This window comes from Streptomyces sp. NBC_01498 (assembly GCF_036327775.1).
GTDB lineage: Bacteria > Actinomycetota > Actinomycetes > Streptomycetales > Streptomycetaceae > Streptomyces.
The window spans coordinates 3,480,769-3,501,718 of record NZ_CP109598.1 but is presented as its reverse complement, the minus strand read 5'-3'; the positions used below and the strand labels follow the sequence as shown (position 1 = coordinate 3,501,718).

16 protein-coding genes and 1 pseudogene are annotated in these 20,950 nt (G+C 71.7%); 10 read left to right on the top strand and 7 right to left on the bottom strand.

The window, feature by feature from the left end:
• Positions 1–44: 44 nt before the first annotated feature.
• The gene (locus OG875_RS14850; RefSeq protein ID WP_330174706.1) at positions 45–3,155 is read right to left on the bottom strand and encodes an ADP-ribosyltransferase; all 3,111 of its coding nucleotides are present in this window, start codon (positions 3,153–3,155) and stop codon (positions 45–47) included.
• Between the two features lie 170 nt (positions 3,156–3,325).
• A complete protein-coding gene (locus OG875_RS14845; protein WP_330174705.1) occupies positions 3,326–4,105 on the bottom strand; it encodes an SDR family NAD(P)-dependent oxidoreductase in 780 nt (259 codons plus the stop codon).
• A 127-nt stretch (positions 4,106–4,232) separates the two neighbouring features.
• Between OG875_RS14845 and OG875_RS14840 the strand changes: the two genes are divergently transcribed.
• On the top strand, positions 4,233–5,063 hold the full coding sequence (locus OG875_RS14840; protein WP_330174704.1) for a helix-turn-helix transcriptional regulator: 831 nt from the start codon (positions 4,233–4,235) through the stop codon (positions 5,061–5,063).
• A 61-nt stretch (positions 5,064–5,124) separates the two neighbouring features.
• Here OG875_RS14840 and OG875_RS14835 read toward each other — a convergent pair whose 3' ends face one another.
• The 4 genes from OG875_RS14835 to OG875_RS14820 form a co-directional block, all read right to left on the bottom strand.
• Entirely contained in the window at positions 5,125–6,294 is a 1,170-nt protein-coding gene (locus OG875_RS14835) for a M48 family metallopeptidase (protein WP_330174703.1), read from the bottom strand.
• 79 nt (positions 6,295–6,373) lie between these two features.
• Positions 6,374–7,018 carry a TOPRIM nucleotidyl transferase/hydrolase domain-containing protein gene (locus OG875_RS14830; RefSeq protein WP_330174702.1) on the bottom strand — a complete coding sequence of 215 codons (645 nt, stop codon included), beginning with the start codon at positions 7,016–7,018 and terminating at the stop codon, positions 6,374–6,376.
• Between the two features lie 99 nt (positions 7,019–7,117).
• Complete coding sequence (locus OG875_RS14825) at positions 7,118–7,669, bottom strand: EF-hand domain-containing protein (RefSeq protein WP_330174701.1); 552 nt, start codon at positions 7,667–7,669, stop codon at positions 7,118–7,120.
• A gap of 497 nt (positions 7,670–8,166) precedes the next feature.
• Positions 8,167–9,678, bottom strand: coding sequence for a VWA domain-containing protein (locus tag OG875_RS14820; protein ID WP_330174700.1), 1,512 nt, complete (start codon positions 9,676–9,678; stop codon positions 8,167–8,169).
• 315 nt (positions 9,679–9,993) lie between these two features.
• Between OG875_RS14820 and OG875_RS14815 the strand changes: the two genes are divergently transcribed.
• The 8 genes and pseudogenes from OG875_RS14815 (at position 9,994) to OG875_RS14785 (ending at position 18,115) form a co-directional block, all read left to right on the top strand.
• Positions 9,994–12,060 (top strand): PhoX family protein, encoded by a 2,067-nt coding sequence (locus OG875_RS14815; protein ID WP_330174699.1) that lies wholly within the window; start codon positions 9,994–9,996, stop codon positions 12,058–12,060.
• A gap of 566 nt (positions 12,061–12,626) precedes the next feature.
• Positions 12,627–13,160, top strand: a pseudogene (locus OG875_RS30995) (ATP-binding cassette domain-containing protein); the annotation flags it as partial.
• A gap of 72 nt (positions 13,161–13,232) precedes the next feature.
• On the top strand, positions 13,233–14,441 hold the full coding sequence (locus OG875_RS14810; RefSeq protein ID WP_443079261.1) for an ATP-binding cassette domain-containing protein: 1,209 nt from the start codon (positions 13,233–13,235) through the stop codon (positions 14,439–14,441).
• Between the two features lie 10 nt (positions 14,442–14,451).
• The gene (locus OG875_RS14805) at positions 14,452–14,874 is read left to right on the top strand and encodes an RNA-binding S4 domain-containing protein (protein ID WP_330174698.1); all 423 of its coding nucleotides are present in this window, start codon (positions 14,452–14,454) and stop codon (positions 14,872–14,874) included.
• Between the two features lie 86 nt (positions 14,875–14,960).
• Entirely contained in the window at positions 14,961–15,377 is a 417-nt protein-coding gene (locus OG875_RS14800) for an ATP-binding protein (protein ID WP_330174697.1), read from the top strand.
• A 103-nt stretch (positions 15,378–15,480) separates the two neighbouring features.
• Positions 15,481–15,960, top strand: a complete 480-nt coding sequence (locus tag OG875_RS14795) for a hypothetical protein (protein WP_330174696.1) — start codon at positions 15,481–15,483, stop codon at positions 15,958–15,960.
• Positions 15,961–16,278: 318 nt separating this feature from the next.
• Entirely contained in the window at positions 16,279–17,454 is a 1,176-nt protein-coding gene (locus OG875_RS14790; protein ID WP_330177748.1) for a MerR family transcriptional regulator, read from the top strand.
• A gap of 163 nt (positions 17,455–17,617) precedes the next feature.
• Entirely contained in the window at positions 17,618–18,115 is a 498-nt protein-coding gene (locus OG875_RS14785; RefSeq protein WP_330174695.1) for a GNAT family N-acetyltransferase, read from the top strand.
• A 105-nt stretch (positions 18,116–18,220) separates the two neighbouring features.
• Here the strand turns inward: OG875_RS14785 and OG875_RS14780 are convergent, their stop codons facing one another.
• Positions 18,221–19,123: a peptidoglycan DD-metalloendopeptidase family protein gene (locus OG875_RS14780; protein ID WP_330174694.1), complete on the bottom strand. Its 903-nt coding sequence runs from the start codon at positions 19,121–19,123 to the stop codon at positions 18,221–18,223.
• Between the two features lie 211 nt (positions 19,124–19,334).
• Here OG875_RS14780 and OG875_RS14775 point away from each other — a divergent pair, with 211 nt between their 5' ends.
• Entirely contained in the window at positions 19,335–20,759 is a 1,425-nt protein-coding gene (locus OG875_RS14775) for a DUF2201 family putative metallopeptidase (protein WP_330174693.1), read from the top strand.
• Positions 20,760–20,950 lie beyond the last annotated feature (191 nt).

Here is a 20,950-nt window from a genome sequence, read left to right as displayed (position 1 = left end):
GTCGCACAGGGCCGAAGGGCTGTCGGGCCACGGGGGCAGCCGGCTCAGTTGACCTGTTCCAGGATCATGACCTCGTACTTCTTGCCGTCAATGATCTTTGTCTCGGTGCCGACCTGCTTGAACTTGCCGTCGCGCGGGATGAGGACCTCCGACTCCACGCCCCGGTAGCGGGACAGCGGGTCGATGTTGCGGCCCTGGCTGGACTTGATCTCCACCAGGACGTTCTCGCCGCCCGGGTTGGGCTTCGCCTTGTCGACGAATCCGGCGGACCGTTTGATGTCGGTCGACGTGCTGAGGTACTCCGGCATGGTGACCTCGCCACCGGCCGCGAACTTGTCGATCATGTCCTGCGGCATGAACGTGCCTCGGTAGAGCGTCGCGTCGGGGATCGGCGGCAGGTGCTCCAGGGCGGTGTCCATCTTGTCGATGAACTCATCGATCTTGCCCGCACGGGCCTTGCCGATCTCGCCGCTCCGCAGGTACTTGTTCGCGTCCAGGGCCCAGGAGCCGGTGTAGTCGGCGATGATCTTCGCGTCGGTGGCGGTGAAGTCCTTGGTCAGCGGGTTCTTCTTGGCGATGTCCTCGACTTCCTGCGCCCACCCGTTGCGGTCCCCCGGCCGGTAGTCGGGGATGCTGTCCAGCACGTTCATCGGGTTGGTGACGGTGGGCGGCTCCCCCTGGGCCACACCTGGGGTCGAGGTGTCGGGGCAGGCTCCCGCAGCGCCCTCACCGCTACCGGACACATTGGGGGAGCCCGGGTTTCCTCCGCTGACGTTGGGGCCCGTCGGGTCCCCGCCACCAAAGGCGTCGCTGAGGGCGTCCTCCGCCTCTTGGTACGTGTCGAAGCTGGACATGGCCGCCGCGGCCATCTCCGCCATCATCTGCTGCGCGGTGGACCCGGGGCCGGCGGCGAGCGTGGAGCCGCCGAGGGCGGTACGTGAGGTGAGGGGCCCGGCGGTGAACGTGGCGTAGGTCGTACGCGTGGCCGTGGCCGTACCGCCGCGGGCGCTTGCCAGGGCGAGCGTGTAGCGGCCACCGCCGGGGGCGGTTGTGTTCAGGCCGCCCGAGAACGAGGCCAGCGAGTTGAAGTTGGAAGCGAGTTCACCCTCACCGCAGGGGTCCTGCTCCTCCTCGTCTTCTTCCTCGTCGTCGTCGTCGTCATCATCATCATCGTTGTCGTTGTCGTCGTCGTTCTTGTCGTCGTCGTTCCTGCCACCTGTGCCGCCGGAGTTTCCGCCGGGGCCGCCTCCCGGGCCTCCGCCTGGTCCGCCACCAGGGCCGCCGGGTCCGCCGGGGCCGCCGCTGTTGCCGCCGCTGTTGCTTCCACCGCCGGTGCTGCCTCCACCGCTGGAGTTTCCACCGCTGGAGTTGTTGCCTCCGCTGCTTCCGCCACTGCTGTTGCCGCCGCTGCTGTTGCCGCCGCCGGTGCTGCCTCCACCGCTGGAGTTGCCTCCACCAGTACTGCCCCCGCCGCTGCTGTTCCCTCCGCCGGTGCTGCCGCCGCCGTTGTCACCGCCACCACTGCTGCTTCCACCGCCGGTGCTGCCTCCGCCGCTGCTGTTTCCACCGCTGGAGTTGTTGCCTCCGCTGCTTCCGCCGCTGCTGTTTCCACCGCTGGAGTTGCCGCCCCCGTTGTTTCCGCCTCCGCTGCTGTTGCCGCCACCTGAGTTGCCACCGCCGGTGCTGCCGCCGCCACTGGAGTTGCCTCCACCAGTACTGCCACCACCACTGCTGTTGTTGCCTCCGTTGTTGCCGCCCCCGTTGTTTCCGCCTCCGCTGCTGTTGCCGCCACCGGCAACACCGCCGCCCGTGTCGTCGCCGCCGCCGGTGTTGCCCCCTCCGCTGTTGCCGCCACCGGAGTTGTTTCCACCGCTGTTGTTTCCACCGCTGTTGTTTCCACCGCTGTTGTTTCCACCGCTGTTGCCGCCGCCGGTGTTGCCGCCGCCGGTGTTGGCGCCGCCGGTGTTGCCGCCACCGGTGTTGCCACCGCCGTTGTTACCGCCGCCATTGGAGTTGCCGCCCCCGTTGTTTCCGCCACCGCTGTTGTTTCCGCCACCGGAATTACCACCGCCGGAGTTGTTTCCTCCGCCGTTGTTTCCTCCGCCGCTGCTGTTGTTGCCGCCCCCGGCAACACCGCCGTCATCGTCGCCCCCACCGGTGTTGCCCCCGCCCGAGTTGTTGCCTCCGCCGTTGTCGCCGCCGCCGTTGTTACCGCCCCCGGTGTTACCACCGCCGTTGTCGCCTCCGCCGTTGTCGCCGCCCCCGGTGTCACCACCGCCGTTGTTACCGCCCCCGTTGTTGCCGCCCCCGTTGTCCCCACCGCCTGTACCGCCGCCGGTCTCCCCGCCTCCGTTGCTGCTTCCTCCGTTACCGCTTCCTCCGTTGTCGCCACCGCCCGTACCACCGCCGTTCCCGCCGTTCGCACCGTTCCCGCCGTCGTCGCCACCGCCACCGCCGTTACCGCCACCGTCACCCCCGGCCGTCGTCGACTCGCAGTCGCCGCCGAGGATGTCGCAGACCGCGTTCTGGAGGCCGCCCGAGACCTGAGGGCCCACGCCGCTGAACAGGAGCGTGCCGATGATGAGGGCGACCAGGCCGATCAGGCCGACGTACTCGACGGTCGACTGGCCACGGTTGCGCCGCCAGGTGATCAGGTGCGGAAGCGAGAGGACTTCGCCCCGGCGGAGCCGTTCGCGCGTGAGGCGCGGCTTCGACGCCCGCAGTTCCGGGGGGAGTTCGAACCAGGCACGGCTGGCGCCCAGGCAGATCAGCGCCAACAGGAGGCCGGGCAGCAGCAGTTGGCTGAAGCCGCGTTCGGAACCCGCGTACAGGTTGACGACGCTGCCGACCAGCAGCCACGCCTGGAGCCCGATCAGCCCGAACCAGACCGTTCTCCCGCCGGTCCAGAAGCGACCCGCGAGGATCGCGCCGGCGATCCCCGGGGCCACCGCGTACAGCGCCAGTAAGGCCAGCTTCGGCGTGATGTGCTCGCCCAGCTCCAGCAGTGCGGTGACCATGCTGACGCCGCCGAGCAGCGTGAGGCCGAACATCAGATACAGCAGGGCCCGCGCCAGGATCAGCGGGCGGGGCAACTGTCTGCGGTTGTCGGACGGCGCCGCGATGTCCGGGAGGGCCAGGACCACTGGGTCGGACATTGGAAACCCTTCCACCACACCACTCAGGACGTCCCGCCGGCGGCACAGAACCGCGGCACCTGCCTCGTGAGCGTACGGAGCGGAAGGACCCAACTCCCAGGGCCCGCAGACCTACCCCCGGGCCCAACCGGGCCGGGGTCCCGCGCCGACCCGTCCGGTCTCGCGGTGGGTCAGCCGGCCCGGTAGCGGGTGGCGAGCGCGGTGCTCTGGCCTCCGAAGGCGGCGAGGTCGGCCCGGAAGACGTCGTCCAGGAGCCCGCGGTCCTCGACCCCGGGAGCGATGACGACCTCGCCGAGTTCGAGGCCGCGCAGCGTGCCGGTGACGACGTCCTCGGCGCTCATGCGCGGTACGGCGCTCGCGTCGATGCCCTGGACGGAGTGGAAGTTGGTGGCCACGATGCCGGGGCAGACCACGTGGGCGCTCACTCCGGTGCCCTCCAGTTCGGCGCTGAGCGTCTGGGACATGGCCACGAGGAGGGCGAGGGTGCCCGCGTAGACGGCGCGGCGCGGCATGACGGAAGAGTCCGCGGGCCCGCTGAAAGCGATCATCCCGGCGATGTTGATGATCGTCCCCGTGCCGCGTTCCCGCATGCCGCCGACAGCGGCGCGCATCAGCAGGGTGGGGGCGAGGACCTTGACGTTGACGACCTCACGGGCCTGGTCGGCGGGCAGGTCGGCCAGCGGCATGTAGTGGGCGACACCGGCGTTGTTGATCAGGATGTCGAGCGGCTCGTCCGCGCAGTGGGCGGCGACGGCGTCGATGCCTTCCTGGGTGGACAGGTCGGCCGCGAGGGTACGGACCCTGACCTGGGGGTGGGCGTCGGCGAACGCGTCGAGGCGGTCCTGGCCGCGGCCGACGACGATCAGGTCGTGGCCGTCGGCGGCGAGGCGCTCGGCGAACGCCTTGCCGATGCCGGAGGTGGCGCCGGTGACGAGTGCGAGGCTGTTCATGCGGGGGTGTCCTTCCCTGGTCCGGCCTCCACTGTGCAGACAAAACGGGTGAACAGCGAGTGGACCCGCCTTCATAGGACTACCAGTACCAGGAACGCCTTCCGCCCCATAAGCCACACTGTTCGTCATGGCTACGACAGAACTCGGGGCAGCCCTGCGGCGCTGGCGGGACCAGGTCGCCCCCGGCGCCGTGGGCCTTGCCTCCGGCGGCCACCGGCGAGCCGCGGGACTGCGCCGTGAAGAACTGGCCGGGCTGGCCGGGATCTCCGTGGACTACATCACCCGCCTCGAACAGGGCCGCTCCGCCAACCCCTCCGCCCAGGTCGTGGAGGCTCTGGCCCGCGCCCTGCGCCTGTCCGACGATGCACGCGCCCTGCTGTTCCAGCTGGCCGGACTCGCACTCCCGGGTCCCGAGACGATCCCCACGCACATCGCGCCGAGCGTCCAGCGCATGCTGGACCGGCTCACCAACACCCCCGTCGTGGTCTTCGACGCCGCCTGGAACCAGCTTCTGGCCAACCCCCTCTACACCGCGCTGATGGGCGAATGGCACGGCAAGGACCTCAACGCGGTCTGGCGCAACTTCCTCGGCACCGGTTCCCGGGTGCGCCACACCCCCGAATCGAGGGGCGCACTACAGGCCCACCAGGCCGCCGCCCTGCGCGCCACGGCAAGCCGCTACCCGGCCGACCCGCGCCTGCGCGACCTCATCACCGCCCTGCGCGACAGGAGTTCGCACTTCGAGGAGCTGTGGCAGTCGGGCACCACCGCCCCGCAGCGCGGCGCGCGCAAGACCGTCGACCATCCCCGCGTCGGTGCCCTGACCCTGGACTGCGACACCCTCAACGTCACCGGCAGCGACCTGTACATCATGGTCTACACCGCCGAACCCGGCAGCCGGGACGCCGATCGCCTCGCCCTCCTGTCCGTGCTGGGGACACAGACCTTCGCCGGATGACCACTCGGGGACGACCACTCGGGCCGGAACGACCGGTCCGGGGTCAGGAAGCCGGCGTCGGTCACCCGGGTATGCCGCCCCGCAGCACCAACCGCGCCACCGCCTCCTTGGGCGGGCGCAGTTCGTCCTCTATGCGGGCCCGGTCGGGTTCGTCCAGCGTGATCGTCGCGGGGTGCTGCGGGGCGTCGGCCAGTCGTGCCGCGCGCCGGGCGTCGGAATCGTGGCGGGCGGAACCGGACACGCCGCCCCGAGGGTCGGGTCCGGGAGGCCGGACGGTTTCCTGGCGTTCGCGCAGGAGCGCCGCGTGCCGGGTGACGGTCTCCCACAGATCGCCCTGCGCGACCGCGGGGGCGCGGCCCTTGAGGAGCGTGCGTCTCTCGACGACCAGCCGGTGCATCTCCACGCCGATCGCCGGCGCCAGGCGCCGGTCACGCAGCGCGGCGACAGCGGCCCCCGAGGAGGCCGCGCGGGCCCCCGCCTCGTCCGCCTCGAACCGCGCACGCGCGGCGGCCGGGCGGGTGAGCCGCAGCAGCAGGCGGGCCGTCGCGGCCGTCACCGTTCGCGGCGGCCACAGCAGCCACTGCCCGGTCCGCGCCCGGCTGTTGAAGCGCCGCGCCCCCACGATCGCCTCGGCCGCGTGCAGGCTGAGGGGACTGGCGTCCCACGACGCGGGGGACGGGTCGCCCGCTCGCAGCGCCTGTGACCCGGCGGTCAGCGACCTGAGGGCCGAGCCGATCACCATGCCGAACCGGACGTTGCGGGGAGCGCTCCGGCCCAGTGCCTGAGTGATCGCGGCAATACGCTGCTGAGGGGAGTAGGCGGCCCAGAGCGGCAGACCCAGGACGAGGCAGCGCCGGCGGCGGAGCCCGTAGGGGATGACGGTCACGGAGAAGTCCGCGGTGAGCTGGACCGCGTCGACGTGTCGCGCTCCGGCGCTGTCCGCCGTCCGGCGCAGCAGCGCGAACAGGGTCCGCGCGTCGGCTTCCCGCAGCAGGGGCAGGTCGGGGTTCAGCCGCTCGGGGCGCGGGCGCAGGGCGACGGCCAGGCCCAGCAACAGCAGGCCGATCACCGGCTGGACAACGGTACGGAACCCGAGAACGATCAGCATCAGCCCGGCGGCGAACAGTCCCGCCGTCACGAGATGGACCACAGCGGCGACGGCGTACGCGGCTGCTGTCGCGCACCTGGCACGCAGCGCGCCGGCTTGTCGGGTCTGACGGTCGGCTTGCACAAATCCCCCCGGGTGAACGGTTGCTACCGCCCGAACATGCGTCGATCCGATCAGCGTCATCAAGCGAGGACAAGGTCGTTCAGAGACTGTTGAACAGGTTGTCCAGCGGGGCGGGTACGCGCCCGGGGGGCAGGGCTTCGACCAGGACGTGGCCGTAGCGGATCTTGCGGCCCTTCTTCGTACCCATGAAGCGGCGGTACTGCTGCTGCGGCGCACGGCCCTGCTGGGCGGGCTGGCGCAGGAAGGTCAGCAGCGCGCGCTCGTCGCCCTCCGCGCGTACGAGCTCCGCCACCCGGGCCACCCCGAGCGCGCGGATCAGTTCGTCCTCCAGGTCGGCCGCGCAGACGAAGAACTCGTGGTGGGCCGCGCCCGCCCGCTCGAAGCCCCGTGCGTAGAAGCTGTGTTCACGCTCGTCGCACAGGCCGGTCAGGCGCAGGCCCAGACCGGACGGGCCGAGGAGCTGGGCGAAGCGCGCGACGCTCATCGCGCCGCCCATCGGCAGGACACAGACGCCCTCCGCCGCCAGACTCCGGCCGCGTGCCGTGGCCAGGGCGTCGACCGCCGCCGCGTCGCTGGGGCCTTCGAGCAGGACGACCGTACGGACGGGCAGGCTCGCGGCCAGTGCGCGCGCGGTGGCGGCGGGACCGCCGGGGGCTTCGGGGGTGTCGGCCGGGCCGGCCGCCCAGGCGATGACCGCGTCCCGGAACGACCCCATGTCAGCCATGGGACGAGTCTTCGCTCTTTCCGCCCGCCGCGCCAAGGGATTTCCCGCCGTCACCGGGGCGGGAGCACACGGCGCTCGCTCCCGCCCCCGCTCGCTCGCTCAGATGTGGCCGAAGAACAGGCTGCCCGGTGCGTCCGGGTCGTTGGAGAGGAAGTGCTCACGCACGGACCGGATGAATTCCATGCGTGAGATCGCGCCGTCCCCGTCGGTGTCCAGCTTCATGAAGGAGTCCATCGCGTCGGGCGCGTCGATCCGCCACACGTCCCGCAGGAAGCGGGCGAACTCGTCCTTGCTGATCTCGTTGTCGCCGTTGACGTCGATCACGTCGAACATCGCGTGTCCGCCGCCCTCGGTCACGTTGAGCCGGCTCGTGTCGATGGCCGTGAGACGGCAGGCCGTGACGTACTGCTCCTTGGTGAGCCGGTCGCCGTCCACGCCCGCGTGACGCAGCAGTTCCAGCCAGTAGATCTGGTAGAAGCTCTGAAGTGCCCTGGCCCGGCGGTCGTTCTTGTCCAGCCGGTACGCCTCGATGTAGCGGTCGGCGAGCTTCTGGTAGTCCGCCCAGTCCAGATAACCGTCGTGGTTGGCGTCCATGGTGTCGAACGCGCGCTCGTGCTTGGTGGTGATGACGTCCTGGATGGCAGTGGTCATGGTTCAGGCGCTCCGAGAGTCGAGTGGGTCGGGAAAGATCATCGTCCGTCTCCCGCTGCCCCGACCGGGCTCAAGTCCCTTGTCATTCACCCCATCAGCCGCGTAAGTCCGATCAGAGGCGGACGCGGAAGCGGACCCGGACCCGGGCTCGGACCCGGGCGAACTCAGACATGGACGCGGTCGAAGTAGAGGCCACCAGCCGGGGCAGCCGGCGCCGTATCTCCTCGCGGTCCTCGAAGTCGAAACCCCAGTCCGGGTCGAGCAGCCGAGCATGCCACCCGGCACTGACAACGCCCGCCGGGCGACGAGCCGGCAGGTCGCCGCCCGCCCGACAACCGGGTTCCCGGCGACCGCCCGCCCGACAACCGGGCATCCGGCAACGAGACGCCCGACAACCGGGCTCCCGGCAACGAGCCATCCGGCAACGAGACGCGCCCTCCGGCAGAAGGCGGAGGGCGCGTCTCATGGTGTCGAGGAGCGGGCGGGTTGGGCGGACTTCAGGACGTACGGGCCGCCCACCAGGCCGGGAGCGCGGCGAGCAGGTTCTCGAACATCTCCGCGTCCGGGAGGTCCTTGGGCGCCGGGCCCGCGTGGAAGAAGGACACGTTCGGCGCCTTCTCGTCCGCGCCGAGCTTCCGCGCGACGTCGAAGCCCTTCGCGTCGTGTTCCCCGAACGCCACGAACTGCCAGAACAGCGGCAGCTTCGCCGCCTCCGCGAACGCCTGCTCCGCCGCGAGCCGGACCGTCGGCGCGCCGTCCGTCTGGAAGATCACGAGCGCGGGGCCGGGGTGGCCCGCCTTCTCGTGCAGGGCGACGACCTCCTCCACCGCGCGGTGGTAGTTGGTCCGGCCCATCCGGCCGAGTCCGGCGTGCAGTTCGTCCACCCGGTTCTCGTACGCGGTCAGGGAGACCTCGCCCGTACCGTCGATGTCCGTCGAGAAGAAGACGACCTGCACGGTCGCCTTCTCGTCCAGCTGGGCCGAGAGCGCGAGGGCCTGTTCGCCGAGGCGCTGGGCGCTGCCGTCCTTGAAGTACGGGCGCATCGAACCCGAACGGTCCAGTACGAGGTAGACGGTCGCCCGCTGCCCGGCGAGACCGGCCTTCTTGAGCGCCGCGCCCGCCGCCTTGTACGTGTCGACCAGGCCGGGGGCACGGGACTTGACGCGGGCGAGCGAGTACGCGGGCTTGCCCGGCTCGGCGACGGGGGTGAGGACGGCGGGCGCCGGGGCCTGAGCCGGAGCTTCGGCCGGGGCGTCAGCCGTATCCGCGTCGTTCACCGGTTCGGGCTCCGCCACCGGTTCGGGGGTGGGGAGGGGTTCGGGGACGACGACCAGGGCGACGGGCTCGGGGGTCTCTTCGGGCTCGGGGACGATGTCGGTCTCCGGCTCGGGCTGGGGCAGCTTGACGACCACCGGCTCGGGCTCGACCGCCGCCGCGGCCACCACCTCGGGCTCCGGCTCCGGGCGGGACTCCTCCGGCTCCGCGAGGGACGGCGTCGGCTCCGCGTGGGACGGCGTCGGCTCCGCGTGGGACTGCGCCGGGACCGCGTGGGACTGCGCCGGGACCGTCGGGGTCTTCGGCTCCTCCCGTTCCTCCCGCTTCGTCTGGGCCGGGACACTGCGCTCCGGCGTCGCCGGGCGCGGGTTGTCGAAGGCCGCGGCGACCAGGTCGTCGGCCTTCTCCGCCTCGGTCCTTCCGGCCCCTGACGTCCCCGTTCCTGACGTCCCGGCCCCGCTCCTCCCCGCCCGGGTCGTTCCCGCCTCGGCCTTCTCCGGAACCGAGGCCGGGGACCGCTCCGCGGCGGGAGTCGGCTCCTTCGCCGGCGCGGGCACCGTGGGGGCGGCCTTCGCGTCCGACGGCGTGGCCGTCGTGGCGGGCGTCGTGGACGGCGTCGTGGGTTCAGGCTGACGCGTGCGCTCGGTCTGGGCCGGAACCGTCATGGCCGCCGACTCGTCACCCTCCGCACGCTCGCGTCCAAACACCTTGCGCAGCAAGCTCCGAATGCCCATGGGCGAGCCTTTCAGATGAGTTGGGTGCGGCATATATCCGTACTTGGAACCGGGGACCGGGGGCTCACCCCGACCGAAACTCGGCATCCCTGGCCATGGCGGATACGTAAGGTTAGCGGCCACTCGCGCCCCGCCCCGGCAGGGGCGCCCCGGGACCTCGAATGTGCCCTCCTCCGAAGCCCGGTCGGCTCACATTCATTCCGTGTTCACCTTGAGGCCGCCGAACCGGGTGCCTACGCGCATAGCGTCGCCGCCGTCAGATCCCGACACCATGTCGGCGCGGGGCGCGCCGAGTAAAGCCCATCGGAGGGGAAAGTGCGCAAACTGCTGCCGCTGCTGAACTCGCACCCGGGCGGACGTTCCGCCATGACTTGCCGTTACCGCTGCGGTGACGCGTGTTTCCACGAGGTGCCCAACACCAGTGACAACGAGTACGCCGGCGATGTCATCGCCTCCGCGCTCTCCCGCCGGTCGGTCATGCGCGGCGCCGCTGTCGTGACCGTCGCCGCAGCCGCGGGCACCGCCATCGCCGCGGGTACCGGCGGCAGCACCCCCGCCTCCGCCGCCGCCCTCGCCGGTGCGGACGACCGCCACGGCAACGGTGGCAACAAGGCGGACGGCGCCCGTGGTCTGCGCTTCGCGGCCGTCGCGCCCAACACCGCCGACAAGGTGACCGTCCCGGCCGGCTACACGCAGAACCTCGTCATCCGCTGGGGCGACCCGATCCTGCGCGGCGCGCCGGAGTTCAACCCGAACAAGCAGACCGCCAAGGCGCAGGCCGGCCAGTTCGGTTACAACAACGACTTCCTGAGCCTGCTGCCGCTGAAGAGCGAGCGCGGCAAGCAGCTCCTCGTGGCCAACCACGAGTACACGGACGAGATCCTGATGTTCAAGGGGTACGACCCCGAGAACCCCACCCGCGAGCAGGTCGAGATCGCCTGGGCCGCGCACGGCCTGTCGGTCGTCGTCGTGGACGAGGAGCCCCGCAGCGGCAAGCTCACCGCCGTCTCGCGGCACGAGCTGAACCGCCGTATCACCGTCACCTCCGAGTTCCGGCTCACCGGCCCGGCCGCGGGCTCCGAGCTGCTGCGCACCTCCGCCGACCGCTCGGGCAAGAAGGTCTACGGCACGCTCAACAACTGCGCCGGCGGCACCACCCCGTGGGGCACGATCCTGTCGGGCGAGGAGAACTTCAACCAGTACTTCGCCAACGGGTCGAGCGCCACCGACAAGCGTTACGGCGTCGGCACGGCCGCCACCGAGCGCAAGTGGGAGCGGTTCGACAAGCGCTTCGACCTGAAGCAGGAGCCCAACGAGATCCACCGCTTCGGCTGGGTCGTCGAACTCGACCCGTACGACCCGGACTTCACGCCGCGCAAGCGCACCGCGCTCGGCCGCTTCAAGCACGAGGCCGCGCAGCCGCGTCTGACCTCCGACGGCCGCGCCGTGGTCTACATGGGCGACGACGAGCGGTTCGACTACTTCTACAAGTTCGTCTCGTCCAAGGCGATGAAGAAGGGCAACAGCCGCGCGGCCCGCGACCACAACCTCACGCTGCTGGACGAGGGCACGCTGTACGTCGCCAAGCTGAGCGGCGACAGCCCGGTGGACATCGACGGCACCGGCAAGCTCCCCGCGGACGGCGAGTTCGACGGCTCCGGCGTGTGGATCCCGCTCGCCACCGGCGACGTCTCGCACGTGCCCGGCATGACCGCCGACGAGGTGTACGTCTTCACGCGCCTCGCCGGTGACAAGGTCGGCGCCACGAAGATGGACCGTCCGGAGGACGTCGAGCCCTCGCCGCGCACCGGCCGGGTGTACGTCGCGCTGACGAACAACACCGACCGAGGTGCCGCGGGCAAGGCGGCGGCGGACGAGGCCAACCCGCGCAACGCCAACAAGCACGGTCAGATCCTGGAGCTGGCCGAGAACTGGGACGACCCGGCGGGCGACGGTTTCGCCTGGCGGCTGTTCCTGGTCGCGGGCGACCCCAAGGACCCGTCGACGTACTTCGCCGGCTTCCCGAAGGACAAGGTCAGCCCGATCTCCTGCCCGGACAACGTGGCGTTCGACCCGCACGGCAACCTGTGGATCTCCACGGACGGTGCCCAGCTCGGCTCGCACGACGGTCTGTTCGGTGTGGCGACGCAGGGCGAGCGGCGCGGTGAGCTGAAGCAGTTCCTCACCGTTCCGAAGGGCGCGGAGACCTGCGGCCCGATCATCCAGGACCGGCGTGTCCTGGTCGCGGTCCAGCACCCGGGCGAGATCACCGGCGCGACGGTCGAGAACCCGCTCAGCGCGTGGCCCGACGGTCCGGGCAAGATGGTCCGCCCGTCGGTCGTGGCGATCTGGCGCAAGGACGGCTACAACATCGGCGTCTGACGGCCAACCGCTCGTCGCACGTTCCTTCTCGTAGTTCGTAGTTCGTAGTCTGTCGTTCTCAGTTCTCAGTTCTCAGTTCTCAGTTCGTAGTTCGTGGTTCCTTCGTACGCGATCGCCGGACAGGCCGCCTCCGCAGCCTGTCCGGCGATCGTCTTCTACGGCCCCGGCCGACCCCTGCGGAGGGCGTGGCTCGTGGCGGCCTCTTCAGAAGGCCGCCGCATCTGACCGCCGCATGCGTCCTCGCATCCGTCCTCGCACCCGTTCCGGCGGAAAACCCTTGGCCCGGGTCGGCGGCCCCGCCTATCCTGGTCGGCGTCCTTGTTGTCTCCGACAGAGGTGGACGTTGCGCATCTGAGGTTCGCGATCATCACGCCGTACGGTTCGGGCTCGCCGCCCCCGTACGCCCGCGTGGGCCCGACCTCGATGCATGAGCCGTCCCCGACCTCTCGGGCAGCCGCATCCCCCTCCCGGTGCTGAGAAGCCCGGTGGTCCGTGTCGTACGGGCCCGGTCGCCGCGTGGTGCTCGCACACGACGCCCCCATCCCGACGCGCCCGCGAGGAACACCATGACGATGCCCATGCCCATGCCCATGCCCGGTGCCCCCACCGCTTCCCTCACCTGCTCCGCGCTCTCCTTCCACTGGCCCGACGGCGCCCCCGTCTTCGACGGGCTGTCCGTGAGCGTCCCCCGGGGCCGTACCGGCCTCGTCGGAGCCAACGGCACCGGCAAGACCACCCTGCTGCGCCTGCTGGCGGGCCAACTGCTCCCCTCCGGCGGCTCGGTGACCGCCGGCGGCAGCCTGGCCTGGCTGCCGCAGAACATCACCCTCGACACCGGTCTCCGCGTCGACCGGGCGCTCGGTATCGCCGAACGGCGCGCGGCCGTGCGGGCGATCGAGAGCGGCGACGTACGCGAGGAGCACTTCGACACCGTCGGCGAGGACTGGGACGTCGAGGAGCGCGCCGTCGCCATGCTCGGCTCCCTCGGGCTCGGCGCGATCGACCTGGACCGCACCGTGGGCGAGATCTCCGGCGGCGAGACGGTGCTGCTGCGGCTGGCCTCGCTGTTGCTGGAGCGGCCCGACGTCCTGCTGCTGGACGAGCCGACCAACAACCTCGACCTGCCCGCCCGCCGGCGGCTCTACGACGCCGTCGACTCCTGGCGTGCCGGTGTGCTCGTCGTGGTCAGCCACGACCGTGAACTGCTGGAGCGCGTCGACCGTATCGCCGAACTGCGCGCCGGTTCGGTGAGCTGGTACGGCGGCGGCTGGTCCGCCTACCAGGAGGCGCTGGCCGGCGAACAGGACGCGGCGGAACGGACGCTGCGCACGGCGGAGGCCGACGTACGGCGCCAGAAGCGGGAGTTGGAGGAGACACAGATCAAGAACGCGCGCAGGCAGCGGCACGACAAGAAGCTCAACGACCGGCGCAAGGCGTCCCGGATCGTCGCGGGCGGACTCAAACGCTCCGCGCAGGAGTCGGCGGGCAAGTCGCGGCTTCTTCAGGAGGAGCGGCTCAACGACGCGCGCGAGCGCCGCGAGGAGGCGGCGGACGCGATCCGCGACGAGGCCGAGATCCGGGTGAGCCTGCCCCGTACGGCCGTGCCCGCGGGCCGCACCGTCCTGACGCTGGAGGGCGTACGGCCCCGTTACGGGCGGCTGCGGGACGTCACGCTGGACGTACGCGGCCCCGAACGCGTCGCCCTCGTCGGGCGCAACGGCTCGGGCAAGACGAGCCTGTTGCGCACGCTCACCGGGGAGCTCGCGCCGGCGGCGGGGGAGGCGAGGACATTCGTACCGACGCGGTTCCTGCCGCAGCGGCTCGACGTGCTCGACCCGGAGCTGAGCGTCGCGGCGAACGTCGCCCGTCTGGCGCCCGGCGTCACCGACAACCACATCCGCGCGCAGCTCGCCCGCTTCCTCTTCAAGGGGGCGCGGGCCGAACAGCCCGCGGGCACCCTCTCAGGAGGCGAGCGTTTCCGCGCGGCCCTCGCCGCGCTGCTGCTGGCCGCGCCCGCCCCGCAACTGCTGCTGCTGGACGAGCCGACGAACAGCCTGGACATGGCGAGCGTGCGCCGGCTGACGGGCGCGCTGGAGTCGTACGAGGGCGCGCTGCTGATCGCGAGCCACGATCTGCCGTTCCTCGAATCGGTGGGGATCACGAGGTGGTTGGTGGCCGGCGAGGAACTGCGGGAGACGTCTCCGGAGGAGGTGCGGGCGGCGCTGTCGGGGGCGGACCCGACGGAGCCGGCCCTGCCGGAGGCAACCCGGCCGCCGACGGACCCGACGGACACAGACCCGACGGACACAGACCCGGCGGGCACAGGGCCGACCGACACAGGCCCGACGGACACAGGCCCGGCGGCGGCGGACACCCTCTAAGCTCGGGAGCATGGCTGCCGCCGCTGAAGCTCAGGCCGCTCCCGGGGACCAGGGGAGCGTACGCGCCGATGTCTGGATCTGGTCGGTCCGGCTGACCAAGACCCGCTCCCAGGCGGCGTCCGCCTGCCGTGCGGGACACGTCCGCGTCAACGGGGAGCGGGTGAAACCCGCTTATCTGATCAAGCCGGGCGACGAGATCCGGCTGCGTCACGCCGAGCGCGAACGGGTCGTGGTCCTCACGCGCGTCATCCGCAAACGCGTGGGCGCCCCGGTCGCGGTCCAGTGCTACGTGGACAACAGCCCGCCGCCCCCGCCCCGCGAGTTCGCGGGCCCGGTCGCGGTCCGCGACCGGGGTGCTGGCCGCCCGACGAAGCGCGAACGCCGAGTGCTGGAGGAACTCCACAAACGCCGTTTCGGCTCGACGGACGGCTGACGGGGGAATTGGGTGGTTTCGGCGGGCAGTCCGAAGATCCACCCCGTACGGTCACGTCACGTGTACGGAAAGTAAAAGTCGTCCTCATGGGGAAGGTCATCTCCATGAACCACGACTGTGACCAGCACATGAGGCTTCGGCTTCCGCGTCACCCCCGCAGTGTCGGGCGGGCGAGAGAGGCGCTGCGCGGGCTGGTGAGCCTGCCGGGGGAGTTGGGGGACACGGCGGCGTTGCTGCTGTCGGAACTGGTCACCAACGCGTTGCGGCACGGGTCGCCCCCGGGCCGGGAGATCGTGGTGTCCGTACGGAGGGCCGACGGGTTGCTGCGGCTGGAGGTGGAGGACGCGGGGGACACGGTGCCCAGTCCGCGTACGCCCGAACTTGTCGACGAGTGCGGCCGGGGGCTCGCCCTGGTGGTCGCGCTCGCGGACGACTGGGGGGTGGAGCCGAGACGGGGTCCGGGGAAATTGGTCTGGGTGACGCTGAAGGCACCGGACGACTGAGAGCCGCGCGGGGCCGGTGGTACCGGGGCGGGGCGGTCCGAGTTGCCGGGGCGCGTCGGCGGGTGTGCCCTGGAAGGAGGACGAGCGGGAGGAGTTCTCTGCCATGGCCTCACAGGCACCGACGTCCACCACGGGACCGCGTCACGCCCGGCCCTCGGGTCCGGCGCGTCCCTCGCGCTTCGCGGGCCGGGGCACCGGCCGCCGGACCGGACGTGGGACCGGCCCCAGGAGGCGGCGTATCCCGCCGCACCTCATCGCCGTGCCGGTCGCGCTGGGCATCCTCTACGGCGTCTGGGCCCCGTTCATCCAGCGTCACGGCACCCCGCTCAACGCCCTCCAGATCACCCTCGGCGTGGTCTCCGGACTGGCACTGGCCATCCTGGTCTTCGGCCTGCTGCGCCTGCCGAGGACGGTGCCCCGGGAACTGCGGGCGGCGGCCTACGCCGTGGTGGCGGGCGGCTCCGTCGGCTTCCTGCACAGCCTCACGTACGCGAGTGTGCTGCGTTCGTCGGGCATCGGCCTGGCGGTGGGCGGCGCGACCGCGATCGCCACGTTCTACTTCTTCCACACCCGGGAGCCTTGACCGCGTCCTCGTCCCGCGCGCCCGCCGGATCCGATCCGGCGGGCGCGCGGTCCGTCCCGACGCAAGCCCCCAGGGTTCCGGCGGTCGTCGAGGTCGGCCGCCGGGCACACTGATCTGGCCTTTCCCGACGGCTTGACCTTCCCCGAAGGGCAAGCCCCAGCATCGGGCCTGCCGGGCGACGTGCCCGGTACGAGGAAAGGGACAGCGGTGGCGCGGACCGGTGGGAGGGGCGGGGGCGATGTGCACGGCGGTGAGAGGGACGGCGGCGATGCGGACGGCGGTGAGAGGGACGGCGGCGGGCTCGCGAACCCACCCGAACTGACCATCGGCGCGTTCGCCCGAGCGGTCCGTCTGTCGCCGAAGGCGCTGCGTCTCTACGACGAGTTGGGTCTGCTGACACCGGCTCGGGTGGATACGGCGACCGGCTACCGGTACTACACCGGGGCGCAGTTGGAGCGGGCTCGTCTGGTGGCGTGGCTGCGCCGCGTCGGGATGCCGCTGGCGCGGATCGGCCAGGTGTGCGACCTGGCCGAGAAGGACCCGCGCGTTGCCGGCCGGGACATCGAGGCGTACTGGGCGCGGGTGGAGACCGAAACCGCCGCGCGCCGGGACCTGGTGGCCTTCCTCGTTGGACAGCTGTCGGGGAGACCGGCAGGGAAAGGCGCCGAAGACATGCAACGAACAGGTGAGGAACGAACAAGCCAGGAACGAACAAGCCAGGAACGAACGAGCGGGGAGCCAACGAGCGGGGACGTGGCGATGCGGTTCGCCGCCGGGTCGGACCGGGGGCTTGTCCGGCCGGTCAATCAGGACACGGCGTACGCCGGTTCAAGGCTGCTCGCCGTCGCGGACGGGTTCGGGGACGAGGGCGCACGGGCGAGCGGGGCGGCGATCGACGCGCTGGTGGCTCTGGAGGAGTCGGTCCGGGGCGCCGATGTGCTCAACGGACTGGCGGACGCGGTGGAGCGGGTGAACCGTGCGAACCGGGTGGACCCGGGCGCGGCGGCCCCGTCGGCCGCCGAGACGGCTGCCGCGAACGCCGAGACTTCCGGGACCACCCTCACCGCGATGGTGTGGACCGGATCCCGGCTGGCGCTCGTCCACATCGGTGACACCCGCGCGTATCTGCTGCGGGGCGGTGAGATGTCCCGTATCACGCACGACCACACTCTCGTGCAGTCCATGATCGACGCCGGCAGCCTCACCCCGGAGGAGGCCGCGTCCCATCCGCAACGGGCGCTGCTCCTGCGCGCACTGGACGGCGACGGAGACCACGCCCGGCCCGATCTGCGGCTGTACGACGTGGAGCCCGGCGACCGCTATCTGCTCTGCTCGGACGGGCTGTTCACGGTCGTACGGCCCGAAGAGATCCGTCAGGTGCTCACGGCGACGGCGGACCCGGAGGACGTTGTACGCGAACTGATCGCGCTGGCCCTCGACGCGGGAGGACCGGACAACGTGGCCTGCGCGGTGGCCGACGCCGTCCTGCCGTAAGGGGCACCCGACGCCCGCACCGGGGCGGGGTCCGGCGCCGGGCTCCGGGAGCCGAGCGTCGGACCCGACGCCCCCACCGCCTGCCCCCGGTCCCCCGCCCCTGACCCCCGTCGCCGGAAATATCGGTCGCCGAACCGGATGCCCGGTTGTAGCCTCGCCCCTCATGAGCTGGCTGCCCGACGACTTCGTCCACCCCGTCCATGTGCCCGTCCCCGGCACCGCGCTGCATCTGCGGCCGATCCGCGAGGCGGACACCCCCATCGACTACCCCGCCGTGATGGGTTCCCGGGAACGTCTCTGGGAGATCTACGGCCCGGCCTGGTCCTGGCCCCCGGAGACCATGACCTACGAACAGGACCGTGCCGACCTGCTGCGGCACGAGCAGGAGATCGCCGCGCACGAGTCGTTCAACTACGCCCTGCTGGACGCCGGGGAGACGGCGATCCTCGGCTGCGTCTACATCGACCCGCCCGACCGGGCCGGCGCCGACGCGGACATCTCCTGGTGGGTGGTGGACGACCACGTCGGCGGCGGGACGGAACGCGCGCTGGACGCGCTGGTCCCGGGGTGGATCGCCGCCGACTGGCCGTTCCGGCAGCCCCGTTACGTGGGCCGCGACATCACCTGGCGGGACTGGCTCGCGCTGCCGCCCCTCCAGTGACACCCTGTCCGGTGAGGTCCGGTGAGGTCCGGTGAGGTCCGGTGAGGTCCGGTGAGGTCCGGTGAGGTCCGGTGACCGCCGCCGGGGCCGTCGGCCGTACCGGCATCAGTCCCAGCGGTCCTCGTTGAGGAAACGGGCCACGGCGCGCCAGGAGTTGGGGCCCATCACCCCGTCCACCGGACCGGTGTAGCCGTAGCCGCCCGCGAGCCGCTGGAGCGCGGCCCAGGTGTTCGGGCCGGGAACGCCGTCGACCGGGCCGGTGTATCCGTGGTGGTCGCGCAGGTCGCGTTGCAGGGCGGCGTACGTGTTGGGGCCCGGGGCGCCGTCGACCGGGCCCGCGTAACCCGCCTCGATCGACAGCCACTTCTGGGCCCGCTGCCAGAACACCGCGCCCGGCACACCGTCCTGCTCCGTCGCCGTCTTCGGCAGCCCGGCGCTCCCACCGCCACCGCTGCCGAGGAAGGTGAGCGGATTGATGCGCTTCCCGTTCGGGTCGATCATGTGCCAGTGCACGTGCGGCCCGGTGGACGAGCCCGAGCCTGGCGCGCCGACCGCGCCCCCGGAGAGCCCGACGGTGCCGCCGGAGGCGATCGACGCACCGTTGCCGAGTACGAACGCCGACAGGTGCATGTACTGGGTGCGGTAGCCGTTGCTGTGGGCGATGGTCACGGTGTGCCCGCCGGTCCCGTTGTTCGGGATGTTGGTGACGACCCCGCCGCCGGCCGCCGGGAGCGGGGTGCCGACGCCCATGCCGTAGTCGAGGCCGCCCAGCGAGCCGCTGTTGAGGTGGTCCTGCCAGGTGCCGGTCATGGTGTACCCGCTGAACGGGTTGTGGAAGGCGTCGCGCGGCGCCCTGGTCCCGGCGTACGCCGGCGTACCGGCAGCTCCGGCGAGGCCGAGCCCGACCAGGCCGAGTCCGACTGCCCCGGCGCCGAGCGCCCCGGCGGATCCGCGTATCAGCGCGCGTCGGCTGAGCGCGTGGGGGGTTGGATGCTGCTGCTCGTTCATGGTGACTCCTGTGGGGGGAGAGGTGTGCCAGGCGTCCGAAGGTAAGGGATTTCAGCGCCGGTTGATACGGCCGTGGGCGAACCGCTTGCCGGTCGCGCACGAAGCGCGCGCCCCTGACGGAGTCCCCGACGGAGCCCCTGACGGAGCCTCGGCCGTGCTCCGGATCTCGTCGGCGGACGCGTTGTCAGACCCGGCCGCTAGGGTTTTTCGCATGACCGAAACGTCCGCGGCCACATCACCGGCGGCGTCCTCGGCCGTCGCCGATCTGCGTGACTGGCGGCGGCTGTTGGACGATCCGCCGGACCCGGAGATCACGGAGAAGGGCCGGCTCCTGAAGGAAGCCGCCATGCTCGACTTCGGCGTGCGGGAGAGCGCGATCGCCTCCTGGCTCTACACCAAGTGCCACCGGCAGATCCCGACCCTCGCGCTGGAGACGGCCGCCGTGGTCGCCACCGGGGACGGCAGCTGTGTGCTGCTCTACAACCCGGAGTTCTTCGCGGCGATCGGCGCGGACGGGGTGCGTTTCGTGCTCTTCCACGAGGCGCGGCATCTCATCCACCGGCATCTGTACGTGGAGGCGGAGCTGCGCGCGGACCCCGTGTTCACCGTCGCCGCCGAGGTCTCCATCAACCATGTCGCCATGCGGCGGCTGCGCGCCAAGCTCCCCACGCGCCCGGCCGACGGGGGCGTACGGGAACCGGTGGGCGTCGATCCGTACGCGATCCACGCCGGGTACGAGGAGGATCTGCGCGCACGGGGCCTGGAGCCGCTGGCGTACGAGCAGTTCGTCGAGACGGACATGACCGTCTACGGCGAGCTGAAGCGGATGAGCGACCCGCCCGTGCCCTCCGGTCCGGTCTGTCCGCATCTGGCCGTCGGCGGAGTGCCCCTGGACGAGGAGACCGTGGGCCTGGTCGTGGAGGGCGTCCTCGCGGACGTGCTGCGTGCCGCCCTGCGCGGCGAGGGCCCCGCCCACGAGGAGATCCTGCTTCTCGCGGACCGTACGGAGGGCGGCGGCGAGCGTGTCGCCAGGCTGTGGGGCCGGCTCGGGCTCGGCGCGCTGCGCGGCCGGACCGAGCCCACCCGCCGGGTCGAGTGGTGGAAGCGCTGGCTGGCCGACACGCTCGCCTCGAAACTCCGCGACGGCGAACGGCTCGTCTATCCCAGGAAGCACGGCGCGGTGCTGCTCGCGCTCGGACACGAGCCGATGCTGTCGCGGCGCGGCCGGGAGCGTACGAAGGTCGTGGTCGTCGCCATCGACACCTCCGCCTCCATGCCCCGGCGGGTCATCGACTGGCTGGTCACCCTGATCGGCCGCACCGACGGCGTCGAGACGCACTGGCTGAGCTTCGACGGCGAGGTCATGCCGTTCGTGGCGGGCGAACGGGTGCGGGGCGGTGGCGGCACGGACTTCGGCAAGGTCGTGGAGTACGTGGAGGGGCGCCGGGAGGCCGGCGGCAGGCGCTGCGAGGCCGAGCCGGACGCCGTGATCATGGTCACCGACGGTTACGCGCCGCAGGTGACCCCGGCCCGGCCCGAGCACTGGATATGGCTGATCACCGACGGCGGTGACGACTGGCCCGAGCGCCACAGCCCGCCCATGGCCTGCCACCGCGTGACGACCGGCGACAGCTGACCGTACGGCCCCGCCCGCGCCCGTGCCCCCTGTCGAGCACCGTCCCCGCCGAGCCGCACGCCGCCCGTTGTTCCGAGCCGCGCCCGCCACCGCGACCACCCCTGCCCGTCCCACCCCTGCCCGTCCCACCCCTGCCCGTCCCCCCTGCCCCGTCCCTCCCCTGACCAGGACTGGACCACTGCCGTGATCAC

Excerpts from the sequence above, each read along its gene's own strand:
- OG875_RS14850 (WP_330174706.1), bottom strand. The coding sequence starts at position 3,155 with ATGTCCGACCCAGTGGTCCTGGCCCTCCCGGACATCGCGGCGCCGTCC.
- OG875_RS14845 (WP_330174705.1), bottom strand. The coding sequence starts at position 4,105 with ATGAACAGCCTCGCACTCGTCACCGGCGCCACCTCCGGCATCGGCAAG.
- OG875_RS14840 (WP_330174704.1), top strand. The coding sequence starts at position 4,233 with ATGGCTACGACAGAACTCGGGGCAGCCCTGCGGCGCTGGCGGGACCAG.
- OG875_RS14830 (WP_330174702.1), bottom strand. The coding sequence starts at position 7,018 with ATGGCTGACATGGGGTCGTTCCGGGACGCGGTCATCGCCTGGGCGGCC.
- OG875_RS14825 (WP_330174701.1), bottom strand. The coding sequence starts at position 7,669 with ATGACCACTGCCATCCAGGACGTCATCACCACCAAGCACGAGCGCGCG.
- OG875_RS14820 (WP_330174700.1), bottom strand. The coding sequence starts at position 9,678 with ATGGGCATTCGGAGCTTGCTGCGCAAGGTGTTTGGACGCGAGCGTGCG.
- OG875_RS14805 (WP_330174698.1), top strand. The coding sequence starts at position 14,452 with ATGGCTGCCGCCGCTGAAGCTCAGGCCGCTCCCGGGGACCAGGGGAGC.
- OG875_RS14800 (WP_330174697.1), top strand. The coding sequence starts at position 14,961 with ATGGGGAAGGTCATCTCCATGAACCACGACTGTGACCAGCACATGAGG.
- OG875_RS14795 (WP_330174696.1), top strand. The coding sequence starts at position 15,481 with ATGGCCTCACAGGCACCGACGTCCACCACGGGACCGCGTCACGCCCGG.
- OG875_RS14785 (WP_330174695.1), top strand. The coding sequence starts at position 17,618 with ATGAGCTGGCTGCCCGACGACTTCGTCCACCCCGTCCATGTGCCCGTC.
- OG875_RS14780 (WP_330174694.1), bottom strand. The coding sequence starts at position 19,123 with ATGAACGAGCAGCAGCATCCAACCCCCCACGCGCTCAGCCGACGCGCG.
- OG875_RS14775 (WP_330174693.1), top strand. The coding sequence starts at position 19,335 with ATGACCGAAACGTCCGCGGCCACATCACCGGCGGCGTCCTCGGCCGTC.